This is a genomic window from Romboutsia sp. LXY-2 (assembly GCF_056171995.1).
The window spans coordinates 70,742-87,216 of sequence record NZ_JBKFGI010000008.1; the positions used below are offsets into that span (position 1 = coordinate 70,742).

Consider the following 16,475-nt stretch of genomic DNA (forward strand, 5'->3'; position numbering starts at 1 on the left):
AAAAAAGATAATAATCTCTAAGGAGGAAATGATTTTGGAAATAGCAATAAGCCTTATGGGCGGATTGGGTTTATTCTTATTTGGTATGAACCTAATGGGAGAAGCATTACAAAAATCAGCAGGAGCTAGATTAAAGAAGATAATAGAGTTACTTACTAGCAACTTAATAATGGGTGTTTTAGTAGGAACGATAGTTACGGCAATTATACAAAGTTCAAGTGCTACAACAGTAATGGTAGTAGGATTTGTTAACGCAGGAATTATGACATTACCACAAGCAGCAGGAGTTATAATGGGTGCTAACATTGGTACAACTATAACAGCTCAATTAGTATCATTTGATTTAAATGGTATGGCTCCAATAGCGCTAGGTATCGGTATTATACTTTATTTATTTGGAAAAAAACCAAAGCAAAAACATTTAGCAGAGATACTAATAGGATTTGGTATATTATTCACTGGTATGGATTTTATGAAGGATGCAGTGGCACCTTTAAAAGAATACCAAGGATTTACTGACTTATTACTTACTTTTGGTAACTATCCTTTATTAGGATTATTATTAGGATTCGGTATAACAGCTATAGTACAAAGTTCAAGTGCCTCTATGGGTATGCTTGTAGCTTTATCAGCAGAAGGATTAATACCTTTAAATGCAGCATTACCTATATTATACGGACAAAATATAGGAACTTGTGTTACTTCACTAATATCAAGTGTTGGTGCAAATAGAAATGCAAGAAGAGCAGCAATGCTACATTTAGTATTCAACGTTATGGGAACAGCTATATTCTTAATATTATTAAACAAACCAGTAGTAAGTTTAGTTACTAGCATGGACCCAGGTAATGTAGCAAGACAAATAGCGAATACTCATACATTATTTAACATAGCATCAGTGTTATTATTATTACCATTTACAAAGTACATGATAAAGTTTGTAAATAAATTAGTACCGGATAAAGAAACTGATGTTAAAGAAGATAAGGTTGTTAAATTCATAGATGATAGAATGATAGAAACACCATCAATAGCATTAGCTAATACTATAAAAGAAACATTAAGAATGGGTGAAAAGGCAAAAGCTAACTTAAACTTAGCTATGGATGGCTTATTAGAACATTCTAATGAAAAAATAGAGAAAACATTAAAGAATGAAAAAGAAGTAAATGATTTACAAAAATCTATATTAAACTACTTATTAAAGCTTTCTAAGGCTCCACTAGCTGAAGATTCTAGAGAAGATGTAGATGCATTATTTAATACTGTAAATGATATAGAAAGAATAGGAGATCATGCAGAAAATATAGCTGAATTAGCTATGTCAGCAATAGAAGCTAATGTGTTATTCTCTGATCAAGGTAAAGTAGAATTAAAAGATATGTACAATAAAGTAATATCTACTTACACATACGCTTTAGAAGCTATGAGAACATCAAATGTAGACTTAGCTTGTAAGGTAATAAAGATGGAAGAGCAAGTTGACTTAATGGAAAAATCTTGTAGAGCAAACCACTTACACAGATTAAATAACAGCTTATGTAGCATAGATAATGGTGTTATATACTTAGATGTTGTAAGTAACTTAGAAAGAGTATCTGACCATGCAGTTAATATAGCTCAACAAGTTATAGCTCAACAATTAGGAAATAAATAATATATAAAGTTGTCTCTAATGAGGCAACTTTTTTACGTATTACAGAATTATAATGGATCATAATCTTTATATAACCCATGCAACTAAGTGATACTAATAAGCTAATTATAAGTAAAATAAAATCGCTGACGTAGTCGCTCAGGCGAAGCGAATTTTGTATATATATTTCGACTTTAAAAAAGTAATATATAATAGAAAAATGACATAAATTGTAATTTTTATACTTTTTTTTAGTAAAATTTTTACTGTTAAATTTTATAAGATTGTTAATTAATAGGCGAATATATGATATAATCTCAATAGACTAAAACTTAAGAAGAGAGGTAAAGCAATGGGGAAAATTAATTTCGATTATAGCAAAGCTATTGGTTTTCTAAGTCAGAAGGAAGTAGATGCTATGCAACCATACGTTGAAGTAGCACATAATATGATACATGAAAAGACTGGTTTAGGAAATGACTTTTTAGGATGGGTAGATCTTCCTGTTAATTATGACAAAGAAGAATTTGCTAGAATAGTGAAGAGTGCTGAGAAGATAAAGTCAGATTCAGATGTTCTATTAGTAATAGGAATAGGTGGATCATACTTAGGATCTAGAGCTGCAATAGATATGGTAAGTCATTCTTTCAGAAATAACCTATCTAAAGACGAAAGAAAAGCTCCAGAGGTATACTTTGTAGGAAACAATATAAGTTCAACTTATATGATGGACTTATTAGATATAATAAAAAATAAGGATGTTTCTGTAAACGTTATATCAAAGTCAGGAACAACTACAGAGCCAGCAATAGCTTTCAGAATATTTAAGGATTACTTAGAAAAGAAATATGGTAAAGAAGAAGCTTCAAAGAGAATATATGCTACTACAGATGCTAAAAGAGGAGCATTAAGACAATTAGCTGATGAAGAAGGATATGAAACATTTATAATACCTGATGATGTTGGTGGGCGTTTCTCTGTTTTAACAGCAGTAGGATTATTACCAATAGCAGCAGCAGGCCTAGATATAGAAGCTATGATGAAAGGTGCTTCTGATGCCCGTGAAGAGTTCTCAGTAGCAGATTTAAAAACAAACCATAGTTACCAATATGCTGTAGTAAGAAATGTATTACACAGAAAAGGTAAAGATATAGAATTATTAGTTAATTATGAGCCATCTCTACACTATGTAAGTGAATGGTGGAAGCAATTATACGGAGAAAGTGAAGGGAAAGATCAAAAAGGTATATTCCCAGCTTCAGTAGACTTCTCTACAGACTTACATTCAATGGGACAATATGTTCAAGATGGTAAGAGAATATTATTTGAAACAGTATTAAACGTAGAAAACTGCAAGAGAGATATTACTATAGAGGAAGCAGATGTTGATTTAGATGGACTAAACTATTTAGCTGGAAAAACTGTAGATTTCGTAAATCATAAAGCATTCCAAGGAACATTACTTGCTCATACAGATGGACAAGTTCCTAACTTAATAGTTAACATACCTCAATTAGATGAATATAACTTCGGATACCTTGCGTACTTCTTCGAAAAAGCATGTGCAATAAGTGGATACTTATTAGGGGTTAATCCATTTGATCAACCAGGAGTTGAAGATTACAAGAGAAATATGTTTGCATTATTAGGGAAGCCTGGATTTGAAAAAGAAAAAGAAGAATTAGAAAAAAGACTTTAGAATTAAGGTTTAATTAAGAATAAAAGATTATAATGAAATCATCATTAAGATAGTTTTTACTAGATAATGATGATTTCTTTTTTTTAGCAACTTAAGACAAAGGAAATTTTGACATAAAAAGTTAATCATGTGTTATTAAATTATAAAAACTGTGAATAATACAAAAAGGATAAAATAGAATCTTTATTGTAAAAATGTATTATATAGGAGGGAATGTAAATGTCAAATAAGAGAGGAATAGGATTAGTCGTACTAGTAGGTATTATATGCTCAGTACTAAGTAGCTTTTTAACAGTAGTGTTACTAAAAGATAATTTAATAGGTAGCTCATCTAATGGGAAACCAACAGAAATAGTAGTAAATGATGATGGAAAAACACAAAATATCTATCATGCTGTATCAGATAAAGCGATGCCATCTGTAGTTGGTATAACAACAACTACGATAAAAAATAACATATTTGCTATACCAACACAATCAGAAGGTGTAGGAACAGGAGTTATAGTAGATGAAAATGGATACATACTTACAAACTCTCACGTTGTTTCAGATGGAGAAGCAATAAATGTTAATGTATTATTCAACGATGGTACTACAATAGAAGGTAAAGTGCTTTGGAATGATGCGCAACTTGATTTAGCTATGGTTAAAGTTGATAAGACAGGATTAACTCCAGCTGAATTAGGAGATAGTGATGAAGTAAGAACAGGTGATATAGCAATAGCTATAGGAAATCCATTAGGGTTAGAATTCCAAAAATCTGTAACTCAAGGGATAATAAGTGGTTTAGATAGAACTATCCAAACAGAACAATCAAATATGACTGGACTTATGCAAACAGATGCTAGTATAAACCCAGGTAATAGTGGTGGACCTTTATTAAATCAAAATGGTCAAGTGATAGGTATAAATACTGCAAAAGCTAGTCAAGCAGAAGGTTTAGGATTTGCAATACCAATAAATACAGCTAAACCTATAGTAGATCAAGTAATAAAAACAGGCACATTTGATAAAGTAACATTAGGTATAAAGGGAGTAGACTTAGCTACATTTGAAGCTTCAACAGGAACAAACTTAGAAGCTGACTCAGGAGTATATATAGCTGAAATATTAGCTAATACACCAGCTGAAAAAGGTGGAATACAATCTGGAGATGTTATAGTTAAAGTTGGAGATACACAAATTAAAACTATGTCTGATTTAAATAAATCATTATATGGATATTCTTCAGGGCAAAAGACAACAGTTACTGTAAATAGAGGCGGTAAAGAAATAAATATTGATGTAACATTCTAAGTAAATAATGAATAAACAAAGAGCTGAGCGATGATTTAATTTAAATCATATGCTCAGCTCTTTGTTTATTATTTTGAACCAATATTTTCTTTTGTTAATTCTACTGAGCAAGATCCACTACTTGGACAACCAGAGCAGTTACTGCAACCAGAAGATTTTTTTGATGTTAATCTATTGTATATAATAACGAATGCTATTAATATTATCCCTCCAGCTATTATAAATTCGACCATAGAAGAAGAGTTTGACATAAATAAAGCATCACCAATTATTTTAACTAAGAATGCTCCTATCCATGCAACTGCAAACTGATAAGAAAGAGATATTAACATCATTTTGTTACCATATTCTTTTCTCATTGTTGCAAGTGCAGCAATACATGGAGTATATAAAGCTGAGAATACTAAGAATCCATATGCACTAACTGCTGTAAATACTGTAGGAAGTACAGTATCTAAGTTTCCATAAAGAACATTTAGAGTATTAACAACTATTTCTTTAGCTCCAAGTCCGCTTAATATAGCAACTGAAGCCCTCCAATCACCAAATCCTAAAGGTGCGAAGATAGGTGATACAATTCTTCCAAGATAAGCTAAGAAACTATCATTTATATTTTCAGTAAATCCACCTAAGTTGAATGAAGAAAGAGCCCAAAGTACAACTGACATTGCAAACATTATAGTAACAACTCTTATTAAGAATCCTTTAGACTTATTCCATGTATTTTTTAATAAAGCATCTAATGTTGGAACTTTATATTCTGGAAGTTCTAGTATAAAAGGTTCTACATCAGCTTTAAATGAAGTTCTATTTAGTACTAATGCGATTAATATTGCAACAACTATTCCTAATAAGTATAGAGACAGTGTAATTGCTGTTTCATTACCAGGGAAGAATATAGTTGCAAAAACTGCATATATTGGAAGTCTAGCTCCACAAGTCATAAGTGGTGCAATAAGTGCAGTTATTTTTCTATCTTTTTCACTTTCTAAAGTCCTAGTAGCCATTATTGCTGGAGATGAGCAACCCATACCCATAACTATTGGTATGAAAGCTTTACCAGATAATCCTACTTTTCTCATTATTCTATCCATTAAGAATGCTGTTCTAGACATATATCCACTATCCTCAAAGATTGATATACCTAAGAATAAAGTAAAAACTAGAGGGAAGAATGGTAATGTACCACCAACACCAGCAATTATACCATCAACTATAAGTGATCTAAACCATGGACTAGAATTTGATAATATAGCATCTATAGGAGATGATACATATACATCAATAAGATTTGCTAATCCTTCTTGTAAAGGGCCACCAACCCAATCGAAAGTAAACTTAAATAAAAGGAATAATAATCCTAAAAATATAGGATAAGCAAGTATAGGATTTAATATAAAATCATCTAATTTCTCACTTATAGATTTTTTATTATCTAATTTAGTTTTAGAACATCTAGATAAGATATTTTCTAATTTTTTATAAGTCTCAACTTCAGTACCAAAGTTATTTGGATAATTTGTTTTTGTGTTTATAGCTTTTCGTATAGCAGATTCTATTTTATCTGCACCATTTTTCTTTTTTGCAATAATAGGAACAACTGTAATTCCTAATTCCTTTTCTAATTTATAAGAATCAATATCTATACCTTTTGCTTCTGCAATATCTAGCATATTTAATAATAATATTATTGGCTTATTAAATTGCATAAGCTGAGTAGTTAAATAAAGATTTCTTGATAAGTTAGATGCATCTACTACATCGACTATAACATCAACATTTTCATTTTCTAAATAAGCTTTCGATACTTTTTCTTCGTTCGAGAAAGTATCCATTGCATATATTCCAGGTAAATCAACAACCTTTATATCTTTATTGAATATACCTTCCTTCTTTTCAATCGTAACCCCAGGCCAGTTACCAACATATTGGTTTGAACCTGTAAGTAGGTTAAAAACAGTAGTTTTACCCACGTTAGGATTACCTAATAACGCAACATTTATCATAGTAATCACCTTTCTACTTTAATGAAATATTTTTAGCATCTGACTTTCTTATAGCAAGGTCAAAACCTCTGAATCTAACAAGTATAGGATCTCCAAATGGAGCAACTTTTTTTATTTCTATTTCTGTATTATCTATACATCCTAAAGCAAGTAATCTCTTCGCTAATTTTTCATTTCCATCTATATTATTAATAATACCCTTCTGGCCAACTTTTAAATCGTAAACAGTCATCATTAATACCTCCTAATGAAATTCATTATCAATAGAATTGTAACAAGAATAGATCAAAAAGTCAATGTTAAGCTTATGTTTTGAAGTATATAAAACTATTAAAAAAATATTGATATTTATGATATAAAATCTATCAAGAATGGGTATATATTATAAGTTATATTGACAAACGATATCATTATTTGGTATTATGTATATGAAAACACATAAAAATGTAATTATGGTGATTATTATGGCGAATAGAAAATTAGAAGTACTAAAGAAAGAAATAGAGACACTAAGGGAAGAAATAAATACGTATATAGAATATCCAGAGATATTCAAAGATGAGTTAGTAGAATCAAGTAAAAAGATAGACGATTTAATAAATAAATATATACACTTAAGTAAATAACACCGTAACCCGCGTAAGCGGGTTTTTTGTTGTGTAAATAAAAGATTTATTATATTGAATAGGTTTTGGTCAAAAAGTAAATATTAAGTAACTGATATATATATAAATTTTGTAAAAAAGGTGAGATTTATGCTAGTAGCTAGAATAATAAACTCTATTATTATTATTTTATTATCATATATATTATTAAAGCTTATTCAATATGTTTTAAAGAGATTATTTGAATTTACAAGATTTGATGTTAGATACGAGAATACTCTTTTTAGTGTTTTATCATCAATCTCATACTACATTATATTTATTATAAGTATAATACTTGTGCTTAAAGAGTTTAAGGTTGTAGATGTAACTAAATTTGGGACACTAGTAACTGGTGCTAGTATAGTTGGATTAATAGCTGGGTTTGCTTCTCAGAGTATTTTAAAAGATATATTTAATGGCTTTTTTATACTTTTTGAAAAGCAAATGCAAGTAGGTGATTTTGTAATAATAAATGAAGAGTTTAAGGGAACTGTAGAAGAAATCGGACTTAGAAGTACAAGCTTAAGAGATTGGGATTTGAAAAGAATCACCTTACCAAATGGAAGTATAAATAGCATAAGAAATTATAGTAAGAATAAAATGAGGGTGGTTGTTCATGTTAGAGTATCTTATGAAGAAGAGCCTATGAAAGTTATAGGAGCTCTAGAAGAGGTCTGTAATATAATGAATGAAAATTTCAAGGATTATTTAATAAATCAATCTCCAGATAGTAAAAGTAAGTTTAAGGTATATGGTGTTACAGATATAGAAAATAATCCAGTAGGGGCTCAATATACTATAACAGGAGTGATTCAAGCGCATAAATATTTTGCAGCACTACGAGAGTCAAAATTACAAATATTAATAGTATTTAAGAAAAATAATGTAAAGATTGCATATCCTACACATATAAATATATTAAGTCGCAATAAAAATAACAACGACGCAATGGACAAAGAGCTATAAAAATAGCTCTTTTATTATAATATTTAAAATCTATGTAGTTGTGAGAATATCAGTTTTGCAAAGTGTAAATCATCTGCAAAATATTATTGGATTCTTATTTGGGGGAAAGTGGGGGATTGTTATAGATAGTAAGGAAATAATTATTAGATTATTAATTGCACTTTTTATAGGTGGTTTAACGGGGCTTGAGAGAGAAAAATCTCATCAATTTGCTGGGTTTAGGACACATATATTGGTGGCGGTAGGTTCGTGTATTACCTCAATAACATCAATATCTTTATTTATGGAATATAGTTCGCAAGTTAATATAGATCCAGCAAGACTTCCAGCACAAGTATTATCAGGAATTGGTTTTTTAGGAGCAGGAGCTATATTAAAAACATCTAATGGAATAAGAGGCTTAACAACAGCAGCAGGAATATGGGCAACTGCATGTATAGGGATAGCCATCGGATATGGATATTATGAGCTAAGTATATATGCATGGTTATTTGTTATGATAACTTTATACATTTTAAAAAATATAGATAAAATATTTTTCAAAAAAAAGCAAACTATATTTAATATAAAGGTAAATAATATAAATATTATATCTAATATATATAACAAGTTCGATAAAGCTCAAGTTGGAGTCAAAAATATCGAGGTGGAATCTATAGGAGATAAAGAGTGGAAAATCAGCTTTTTTATTATTTATGACAGGCGATTAATGCTAGATGAGCTAATAAAGGAATTAAATGAGTCAAAAAATGTAATAAGTATAGATTATTTACACTAAAATATATAAAATAGAAGATAACTAGAATTAAAGTTGAGGTGTATGAATTGAAGAAAAACATAAGAATAATAACAGATGGTTCATGTGATTTTCCACAAGAAGTAATCGATAGAGTAAATCCAGGTATAGTTGGCATAAATGTTAATTTTGGAGAAGAAAGTTTCATAGGTGGAGTTGATATAGACGAAAAAGCTTTTTATGAAAAGATGAGAGGAAGTAAAGAACTTCCTAAAACATCTAGTCCTTCACCTGATAGATTTATAGAATTATACAAAGAATGTGAAGAAGATGAAATATTAGTGTTTACATTAACTTCAAAATTATCTAGTACCTATTCTAACGCTATGTTAGCTAAAAATATGTACTTAGAAGAACATCCAGAAAAAAGAATAGAAGTAATAGATAGTCAAAGTGGTTCTATAGGTGTTAGTTTAATGATATTAAAATGTGGTCAAATGATTGAAGAAGGCAAAAGCATGGATGAAATCTTAACTCATATTGAGCAACTTAAACAAGATATTATTTTCTTTGGTACACTAGATACACTTGAAAATGCAATAAAAGGAGGAAGGGTTAATCCTATAGCAGGTAAATTAATCAATGCTCTAAACTTTAAAGTAGTAATAAGAATAGAAGATGGCTTAGTTAAACCTATAGATAAAGCAAGAGGCGAAGGTAATAGTTTAAAGAAGCTATTTGAATATGTAAAAAATAATATTTCTGATACTAAAAACAGTACTTTAGTAATCGGTCATGCAAATTGTCCAGAAAAAGCTTCAAAAATAAAGAAACATATTGAAGAAAATTATGAATTTAAGGAAATACTAATAGCAGGTGTTGGTCCTATAATGGGAACTTTTACATCAGAAGGTGCTATATTAGTTTCTGTTTTATAATAAACTCATAATTAAGGGGTGATAAAAATGGCAGTAGATAGACGTACTATTGAAGAAAAGTACAAATGGCAAATAGACAAAATGTATTCAACTAAGGAAGCTATAGAAAAAGATATAGAAAAAGTTAAAGAGTTTATATCTAAGGCAAAAGAGTATAAAGGTAAGTTAGCTGAAAGTAAAGAAAGTTTATATGAAGCTTTAAACATTTCAGAAAAGGCTTCACAAATGCTACAAAACTTATATGTTTATACACATATGAAGCAACATGAAGACACTAGAATAAATGAAAATCAAGCTGCAGCAACAAAGACAGATATGTTATCGACTGAATTATCAATGGCTACATCATATTTAGTACCAGAGATAATAGCAATAGAAGATGATAAATTAAAAGAGTACTTAAAGGACGACAAATTATCTTTTTATGAAAAACATATAAAAGATATATTAAGAGAAAAACCTCATACTTTAAGTGAGAGGGAAGAAGAGTTATTAGCAGCTGTATCGGATTTGTCTGGAGTTCCTGAAAACGTATATGAGATGTTATCTTTTGCTGATTTAGAGTTTCCTGAGATAGAAGATGAAGAAGGCAACAAAGTTAGGCTTACGCATTCTAATTTCTCAGTTTTCTTAAAAAGTAAAAATCAGAAAGTTAGAAAAGATGCTTTTGAGGCAATGTACTCTGTATATGATAAATTTAAAAATACTTTTGCATCTACGCTTTATGGTGGTATAAAAGCAGAAATATTTTATGCTAAGACAAGGAAATATAATTCTGCACTAGAGGCATCTTTATTCCAAGATGATTTAAGTGTAGACGTATATAATAACCTTATAGCAGCTGTAGATGAAAATCTTGATTCTCTTAATAAATATGTAGAACTAAAGAAAAAGTTTTTAGGATTAGATGAAATACATATGTATGATTTATATGTTCCTTTAACTGATAAATTTGATATGAAGGTAACATATGAAGAAGCACAAGAAATAATTCTAGAAGCTCTTAAGCCTTTAGGAGAAGATTATTTAAATATAATAAAAACAGCATTTAATGATAATTGGATAGATGTTTATGAAAATGAAGGTAAACAAGGTGGAGCATATTCATGGGGAAGCTATGAATCTCATCCATATATACTTATGAATTATAAAGATGACTTGAATTCTTTATTTACATTAATACATGAATTAGGTCACTCTGTTCATAGTTATTACTCTAAAAAGACTCAACCTTATTTATACTCAGGATACAAAATATTCGTAGCAGAGGTTGCTTCAACACTAAATGAATTATTACTAATAAATTACTTATTAGAAAAATCTAATTCAAAAGAAGAAACAGTTTATTTATTAAACTATTATATAGAACAATTTAGATCTACAGTTTATAGACAAACTATGTTTGCAGAATTTGAAAAGTTAACTCATGAAAGTGTAGAAGGTGGAGAACCACTAACTGCTGGAGAGTTTACAGAAATATATTATAAGTTAAATGAAAAATATTATGGCAAATCATCTGTTGTAGATGAACAAATTGGTTTAGAGTGGGCAAGAATACCTCATTTATACTCTAACTTCTATGTTTATAAATATGCTACAGGTTTCTCAGCAGCTAGTGCTTTAAGCTCATTAATATTAGAAGAAGGCCAACCTGCTGTAGAAAAATACATTGAGTTCTTAAAGAGTGGAGGATCTGATTATCCTTTAAATCAGTTAAGAGCTGCTGGTGTAGATATGGAAAAGAAAGAAGCAGTTGACGATGCATTACAAATATTTAGAGATTTAGTAGATAAATTAGAAAAAGAATTTTAATTATAAAAAGTCGTATCAATAATAATATATTGAATACGACTTTTTTACATATCAGTAAACTTTTTATTTAAATAATAAAGGAAAGCAGTAAATGAAGTTTATATTTACAGAATAATGATTAAATATACAATATTTACAATTTCTTAACATTATTAACAACCACTTAACCTCCTTATAATATTTGCTTAACATAAAACCTGTATTATTAAATTGTAAGGAACAGGAAAACAAAAATTATAAAATTTTTAATATAAGTGGGGGAATCAAAAAATGTTTAAAAAGAAATTAGTAGCTCTATTAGCAAGTACAGTATTAGTAGGAAGTTTAGCAGTAGGGTGTGGTAGTAAAGATGATGCAGGTTCAGGAGCAGAAGGTACAAAAGTAACAGTATCCGGATCTACTTCAGTAGGACCAGTGTTCGAAGTATTAGCAGAAGCTTTCCAAGGTGCAAATGAAAATGTAAAGGTAGAAGTTCAACAAACTGGATCTTCTGCAGGTATAAAAGATGCAATAGAGGGGACTTCTGATATAGGAATGTCTTCAAGAGATTTAAAAGATGAAGAAAAAGCTACTGGATTAGTTGAAACTGAAATAGCAATAGATGGTATAGCAGTAATAACAAACAAAAACAACGAAGTTAAGGACTTAACATTAGAACAAGTTAAAGGAATATATACAGGAAAAATAACTAACTGGAAAGAAGTTGGTGGAAAAGATGCTCCAATAGTTGTAGTATCAAGAGAAGATGGTTCAGGAACTAGAGATGGATTTGAAAGTGCAGTAGGATTTAAATCAGAAGAATTAATAGCAGATGCTACAATAGCTGATGGATCAGGAAACATAAAGACTACAGTTGAAGGAAATGAAAATGCAATAGGATACATATCTTTCGGATACGTTGATGACAGTGTAAATGCAGTTTCAGTAGATGGTGTGGAAATAAGTGTTGAAACAGTAAAATCTAATGATTATGCTATAAAGAGACCTTTCATAGTAGTAACTAAAGAAGATGCTTCTGCTGAAGCTAAGAGTTTAATAGACTATGTATTAAGTGCTGAAGGCCAAACTACAGTTGAGTCAAAAGGATTTATAAGCGTTAAATAACAATTTTTATTATAATACTCTTCCTAAAATACCTTAAAACAAATAACTTGTTTTAAGGTATTTTTTTACGTATTAATAAAGATATTTTTTTAGACGTATAAATATTCAAAAGCAGTCCATAATCCTAATATGAAATTATTGTAAATGTCAAGGGGGACTGGTTATGAGAAAAATATTTTTAGTAGATACAGAGAATGTAGGATTAAGAGCTTTAGATGGAGCTAATTTACTTAATGAAGAGGATTTAATTATATTATTTGTGACAAATAGAACTGATGAGCATAGCTTTAGTAAAGAAAAAGTAGAACTTATGAACTCTAAGGCTGATATAAAAAGAATAAAAGTGTTAACTGGTGGGAAGAACAGCTTAGACTTTCAGCTAGTAAGCTATTTAGGTTTATTGATAGGATATAACTCGGATAGAGAAAAATGCGATTATTATATAGTAAGTAATGACCAAGGATTTTGTAGCTGCATAAATTTATTAACAAATTGTTCTGATCATAACTTAGATCTTATACCAAGTGTAGGGACTGTAGTATCTGAATTATACAGTGAAAGTGAAATGATAAGTTTAAGAGATTTAGAAGATGAAATTATAGTAGAGTTGAAGAGCTATGGCTATAGTAATAAAACCGTAGAAAAGGCTATAATAGCAATAAATACATCAAAAAGTAAGGAAGAAATTGAAACTAAATTTTTCTTTATGTTTGGATGGAATACGAAGATATTGAATATTTGTAAGCCAATAATAGAGAACCACTATAAAAAAGCTGCTTAAGTTATGTTAAATAATATAAAGCCAATGTTAAAAGTAAGTAACATAAAATAGACGTTTTTAAGCTATAAAAAGCTAAAAAACGTCTATTTTTATGCTTAAGGTAAAGGGAATGTTAAATTGTAAAGATGGTGTTAAGAAAATAAGAGTAATTTAACATTTGATTAACTTGTTTATAATATAGATTTAACTTAAAAATTATACTATGTATTTGTAGGAAATAAATACGAGATAAGTATTAAATATATAAAAGAAAAAGAAATTTTTTGGGAGGATATTATATGATATTAGAAAAGTCTCGAGCTGAAGGTGCAAAAGGCAGAGAGCTAAAGATTAAAAATAATAATAAAAGTAAATACGTAATTGAAAAAGTTGCGAAGAATGTATTTATGCTAAGTGCACTAATTGCAGTTATAAGTTTACTTATGATAATAGGATTTGTATTTTATAAAGGTTTAACACCGTTCTTATTTAAAGGTTATTCATTTAAGGAATTTATAATGGGAACAAATTGGGTGCCAAGTGCAGACAAGTTCCAAATAGCGCCAATGATAGCAGCATCTATATTTGCTACAGTAGGGGCTTTAATGATAGGAGTTCCAGTAGGAATATTAACAGCGGTATTTATAGCAGAGGTTGCGCCTAAGAAACTTGCAAAAGTAATATCTCCAGCAGTTGAGTTATTAGCAGGTATACCATCAGTATTATATGGGATATTTGGGTTAGCAGTTATAGTACCAGCGATACAAAGTACATTTAATTTACCAAAAGGTCAAAGTTTATTAGCAGTAATAATAGTTTTAGCAGTAATGATGCTTCCAACTATTATAACAGTATCTGAAACAGCAATAAGAGCAGTCCCGAATGCTTATAAAGAAGGTTCGTTAGCACTAGGTGCTACTAAAATAGAAACAATATTTAAGGTTATAATACCAGCAGCAAAATCAGGTATATTAGCTGGTGTAGTATTAGGTGTAGGTAGAGCATTAGGAGAAACAATGGCAGTAATACTTGTAGCAGGAAACTCTCCAGTAATGCCATCTTCAATTATGGATAGTGTAAGACCACTTACAACAAATATAGCTCTTGAAATGGGGTACGCATTTGGAACTCATCAAGAAATGTTATTTGCAACAGGAGTTGTGTTATTCACATTCATACTAGTATTAAACTTAGTATTAAGCAAACTATCAAGTAAGGCGGTAGATTAATATGAGAAAGGTTAAAGAAAATATATTAAAAGCGTTAGTTTATTTATCTGCTCTATTTACAGTAACAGTTTTAGTAGTAATAGTAGGATATATATTTACAAAAGGAATTGGAGGAATTAGTTTATCATTCTTAACAAATGAATATTCAGCTTCAGGAGTTGATAGCGGAATATTTCCGATGATTATTTCCACATTATATACAGTCGGTTTATCAATAGCAGTAGCAACACCGATAGGAGTTTTATCAGCTATATACCTTCAAGAATATGCTAAGAAGGGTAAAATGGTAACAGCAATAAGATTTGCAACAGAAAGTTTAGCAGGTATACCATCTATAATATATGGTTTATTTGGAGGAATATTCTTCGTAGTAACATTAAAAATGAAATATTCTATATTAGCAGGGTCTCTTACAATAGCGATCATAATATTGCCAGTTATAATACGTACTACAGAAGAAGCTTTAAAGACAGTACCTCAAAGCTTTAGAGAAGCATCTTTAGCATTAGGTTCTACTAAGTTCCAAACTTTATATAAGGTAGTTTTACCAAGTGCAATACCAGGAATATTATCAGGAATAATATTATCAGTTGGTCGTGTTATTGGTGAATCGGCAGCAGTAATATTAACGGCAGGTACTGTTGCACAAATGCCAGGAACAATATTTGATAGTGCCAGAACATTAACTGTGCACGCATATCTTCTTACAAAGGAAAAAGGAGATATATCACAAGCTGCAAGTATCGGTATAGTATTAATAGTTATAGTGTTAGTGTTAAACACTTTAGCAAAATTAGTTGCAAAGAAATTAAATAAAGCTAATTATTAGTTAGATTAAATAGTTGCATTAAAAAATGATGAATCGTAAGAGGTGTGAAAATGAATCAAGATAAAAAGATAAAAATAAGCGTTAAAAATTTAGATTTATTTTATGGAGATAATCAGGCTTTAAAAGACATAAATATAGATATAGAAGATAAAAAAGTTACAGCATTAATAGGACCATCAGGATGTGGTAAGTCAACATTCTTAAGAACATTAAATAGAATGAATGACTTAATCGATAATGTAACAATTAAAGGAAATATTGAAGTTGATGGAGAAGATATATATAAAACCGAAGATGTAATAAAATTACGTACAAATGTTGGTATGGTATTCCAAAAGCCAAACCCATTCCCAATGAGTATATATGATAATGTTGCATATGGACCTAGAACTCATGGAATAAAAGATAAAAAACAACTTGATAAAATAGTTGAAGAGAGTTTAAAGGGAGCTGCAATATGGGATGAAGTTAAAGATAGATTAAAATCATCTGCTCTTGGATTATCTGGAGGACAACAGCAACGTATTTGTATAGCAAGAGCTATTGCAATGAAGCCAGATGTTATATTAATGGATGAACCAACATCTGCACTAGATCCAATATCTACTGCAAAAGTAGAAGAATTAATAGAATCACTTAAAGATAACTATACAATAGTAATAGTTACTCACAACATGCAACAAGCAGCAAGAGTATCTGACGATACAGCATTTTTCTTAAACGGGGAAATGGTGGAATTCAACAAGACTAAAAATATGTTTACTAGTCCGATAGATAAGCGTACAGAAGACTATATTACAGGTAGATTTGGATAAAA

The 16,475-nt window shown here is 29.8% G+C and carries 15 protein-coding genes; 13 read left to right on the plus strand and 2 right to left on the minus strand.

The genetic code is table 11. The features are described from left to right. The first annotated feature begins 34 nt into the window (after positions 1-34). From ACI48P_RS14055 to htrA, 3 genes are all read left to right on the plus strand, one after another. Positions 35-1,657, plus strand: a complete 1,623-nt coding sequence (locus ACI48P_RS14055) for a Na/Pi cotransporter family protein (RefSeq protein WP_475216740.1) — start codon at positions 35-37, stop codon at positions 1,655-1,657. 331 nt (positions 1,658-1,988) lie between these two features. Beyond that, positions 1,989-3,335, plus strand: a complete 1,347-nt coding sequence (locus tag ACI48P_RS14060) for a glucose-6-phosphate isomerase (protein WP_475216744.1) — start codon at positions 1,989-1,991, stop codon at positions 3,333-3,335. A gap of 219 nt (positions 3,336-3,554) precedes the next feature. Beyond that, positions 3,555-4,631, plus strand: a complete 1,077-nt coding sequence (gene htrA / locus ACI48P_RS14065; RefSeq protein ID WP_475216746.1) for a serine protease HtrA — start codon at positions 3,555-3,557, stop codon at positions 4,629-4,631. 68 nt (positions 4,632-4,699) lie between these two features. On the opposite strand, the gene feoB is transcribed toward htrA, so the two are convergent. Together feoB and ACI48P_RS14075 are read right to left on the minus strand one after the other, a co-directional pair. Further along, complete coding sequence (gene feoB, locus ACI48P_RS14070; RefSeq protein WP_475216748.1) at positions 4,700-6,637, minus strand: ferrous iron transport protein B; 1,938 nt, start codon at positions 6,635-6,637, stop codon at positions 4,700-4,702. Positions 6,638-6,650: 13 nt separating this feature from the next. Continuing rightward, positions 6,651-6,869 (minus strand): FeoA family protein, encoded by a 219-nt coding sequence (locus tag ACI48P_RS14075; RefSeq protein WP_475217328.1) that lies wholly within the window; start codon positions 6,867-6,869, stop codon positions 6,651-6,653. Positions 6,870-7,101: 232 nt separating this feature from the next. Here ACI48P_RS14075 and ACI48P_RS14080 point away from each other — a divergent pair, with 232 nt between their 5' ends. The 10 genes from ACI48P_RS14080 (at position 7,102) to pstB (ending at position 16,473) form a co-directional block, all read left to right on the plus strand. Beyond that, positions 7,102-7,263: an aspartyl-phosphate phosphatase Spo0E family protein gene (locus ACI48P_RS14080; protein ID WP_475216750.1), complete on the plus strand. Its 162-nt coding sequence runs from the start codon at positions 7,102-7,104 to the stop codon at positions 7,261-7,263. 129 nt (positions 7,264-7,392) lie between these two features. Continuing rightward, positions 7,393-8,250, plus strand: a complete 858-nt coding sequence (locus ACI48P_RS14085) for a mechanosensitive ion channel family protein (protein ID WP_475216752.1) — start codon at positions 7,393-7,395, stop codon at positions 8,248-8,250. A 55-nt stretch (positions 8,251-8,305) separates the two neighbouring features. Continuing rightward, positions 8,306-9,028, plus strand: coding sequence for an MgtC/SapB family protein (locus tag ACI48P_RS14090; protein ID WP_475216754.1), 723 nt, complete (start codon positions 8,306-8,308; stop codon positions 9,026-9,028). A 47-nt stretch (positions 9,029-9,075) separates the two neighbouring features. Beyond that, on the plus strand, positions 9,076-9,924 hold the full coding sequence (locus ACI48P_RS14095) for a DegV family protein (protein ID WP_475216756.1): 849 nt from the start codon (positions 9,076-9,078) through the stop codon (positions 9,922-9,924). 27 nt (positions 9,925-9,951) lie between these two features. Next, a complete protein-coding gene (gene pepF / locus ACI48P_RS14100) occupies positions 9,952-11,736 on the plus strand; it encodes an oligoendopeptidase F (RefSeq protein ID WP_475216758.1) in 1,785 nt (594 codons plus the stop codon). Between the two features lie 270 nt (positions 11,737-12,006). Further along, positions 12,007-12,840: a phosphate ABC transporter substrate-binding protein gene (locus ACI48P_RS14105; RefSeq protein ID WP_475216760.1), complete on the plus strand. Its 834-nt coding sequence runs from the start codon at positions 12,007-12,009 to the stop codon at positions 12,838-12,840. Positions 12,841-13,003: 163 nt separating this feature from the next. Further along, the gene (locus ACI48P_RS14110; RefSeq protein WP_475216762.1) at positions 13,004-13,621 is read left to right on the plus strand and encodes a PIN domain-containing protein; all 618 of its coding nucleotides are present in this window, start codon (positions 13,004-13,006) and stop codon (positions 13,619-13,621) included. 281 nt (positions 13,622-13,902) lie between these two features. Continuing rightward, a complete protein-coding gene (gene pstC / locus ACI48P_RS14115) occupies positions 13,903-14,829 on the plus strand; it encodes a phosphate ABC transporter permease subunit PstC (RefSeq protein ID WP_475217330.1) in 927 nt (308 codons plus the stop codon). 1 nt (position 14,830) lies between these two features. Beyond that, a complete protein-coding gene (pstA, locus tag ACI48P_RS14120; protein WP_475216764.1) occupies positions 14,831-15,658 on the plus strand; it encodes a phosphate ABC transporter permease PstA in 828 nt (275 codons plus the stop codon). Positions 15,659-15,708: 50 nt separating this feature from the next. Beyond that, complete coding sequence (gene pstB, locus ACI48P_RS14125) at positions 15,709-16,473, plus strand: phosphate ABC transporter ATP-binding protein PstB (RefSeq protein WP_475216766.1); 765 nt, start codon at positions 15,709-15,711, stop codon at positions 16,471-16,473. Positions 16,474-16,475: the final 2 nt, after the last annotated feature.